Source organism: Rhizobacter sp., from assembly GCF_031412075.1.
GTDB lineage: Bacteria > Pseudomonadota > Gammaproteobacteria > Burkholderiales > Burkholderiaceae_C > Rhizobacter.
This window is the reverse complement of record NZ_JANOCG010000019.1, coordinates 1-1,832: the sequence shown is the minus strand read 5'-3', so window position 1 is coordinate 1,832 and position 1,832 is coordinate 1. Positions and strand designations below refer to the sequence as shown.

The 1,832-nt window shown below is 63.5% G+C and carries 1 protein-coding gene; it reads left to right on the top strand.

The window, feature by feature from the left end; all coding sequences use genetic code 11:
* Window positions 1-134: 134 nt before the first annotated feature.
* Entirely contained in the window at window positions 135-1,640 is a 1,506-nt protein-coding gene (locus tag RMO40_RS00585) for a tripartite tricarboxylate transporter permease (protein WP_309714925.1), read from the top strand.
* Window positions 1,641-1,832 lie beyond the last annotated feature (192 nt).

The following is a 1,832-nucleotide window of genomic DNA, read 5'->3' as shown; positions in this document are numbered from 1 at the left end:
CGTCATCATCACCGCCGTGTCGCTCACGGCGTTTTCGTGGCTGATCTTTGTGGCGGGTCTGAGCCTCACCATCCCGCTTTGGCCGACTTTCCTCGGGTTGTGACCCGGCACCCGACAGAACACAAGGCTGAACCATGGATCTGCTCAGTAATCTCGCGTTGGGTTTTGGTGTTGCGTTCACCATCCAAAACCTCTTGTACGCATTCGCCGGCTGTGTGCTGGGCACGCTGATCGGTGTGTTGCCCGGCCTCGGCCCGGTGGCCACCATCGCGATGCTGCTGCCCTCGATCTACGGGCTCGACGCCACCCCGGCGCTCATCATGCTGGCCGGCATCTACTACGGTGCGCAGTACGGCGGCTCGACCACCGCCATCCTGATCAACGTGCCGGGTGAGTCGTCGTCGGTCGTGACCGCGATCGACGGTTACCAGATGGCACGCCAGGGCCGCGCGGGCGCCGCGCTGGCGGCCGCCGGCCTCGGCTCCTTCTTCGCTGGCTGCGTGGGCACCATCATCATTGCCGCCTTCGCGCCGCCACTCACCGAGCTGGCGTTCAAGTTCGGCCCGCAAGAATATTTCTCGCTGATGGTGCTGGGCCTCATTGGCGCGGTGGTGCTGGCCTCGGGCTCGCTGCTCAAGGCCATCTCGATGATCATCCTGGGCCTCACGCTGGCCCAGATCAACACCGACGTGATCTCGGGCACGGCGCGCTACAGCTTCGACATCCCTGAGCTCACCGATGGCATCGGCTTCGTGGTGATCGCCATGGGCGTGTTCGGTTTCGGTGAAATCATCGCCAACCTCGGGCAGCCTGCCGAGCACCGCGAGGTGTTCACCAAAGAGGTGAAGGGCCTGTGGCCGACCAAACAAGACTTCCAGCAGGCCTGGCCTTCGGTCATCCGTGGCACGGCGCTGGGTTCGCTGCTCGGGGTGTTGCCGGGTGGTGGCGCCTTGTTGTCGTCGTTCGCGGCCTACACGCTCGAGAAGAAGCTCGCCGGCCCAACCGGTCGCTTCGGCAAGGGCGACATCCGCGGCGTGGCTGGCCCCGAAGCGGCCAACAACGCGGGTGCACAGACCTCGTTCATCCCGATGCTCACGCTGGGCATTCCGCCCAATGCCGTGATGGCGCTGATGGTGGGTGCGATGACGATCAAGGGCATCCAGCCCGGTCCGCAGGTGATGACCAGCAACCCGCAGCTCTTCTGGGGCCTGATCGCTTCGATGTGGGTGGGCAACCTGATGCTCGTCATCCTGAACCTGCCGCTGATCGGCATCTGGATCAAGCTGCTGACCGTGCCCTACCGGTTCCTCTTTCCGGCCATCACGCTTTTCTGCTGCATTGGCGTCTACACGCTGAACAACAACAACTTCGACGTCTACATGACGGCGATCTTTGCGGTGGTCGGCTACCTCTTCTACAAGCTGGGCTGCGAAGGAGCGCCCTTGTTGCTGGGCTTCATCCTCGGGCCCATGATGGAAGAAAACCTGCGCCGCGCGTTGTTGCTGTCGCGTGGCGACTGGAGCACGTTCATGGTTCGCCCGCTGTCGGCTGGCTTGCTGATTGCTGCGGCGCTGATGGTGGTGATCGTGATGCTGCCTTCGGTCAAGAAGAAGCGCGAAGTGGCCTTCGTGGAGGATTGAGCCCCCCAGTCGCTGCGCTCCTGCCCCCAAGGGGCGCCGCCTGGCGGCCCGGCAGAGCCGGTTCCGCGGGCGTGGCTCTTTGACACTTCGCTGCGCTCGCTGCATCCGTGCGGCGCCAAAATTGCAGGAGTGCTTCGTTACCCTCGTTCGATGCACAGGAGCCTTGCATGAGTAATCTTTTTGACTGGACTG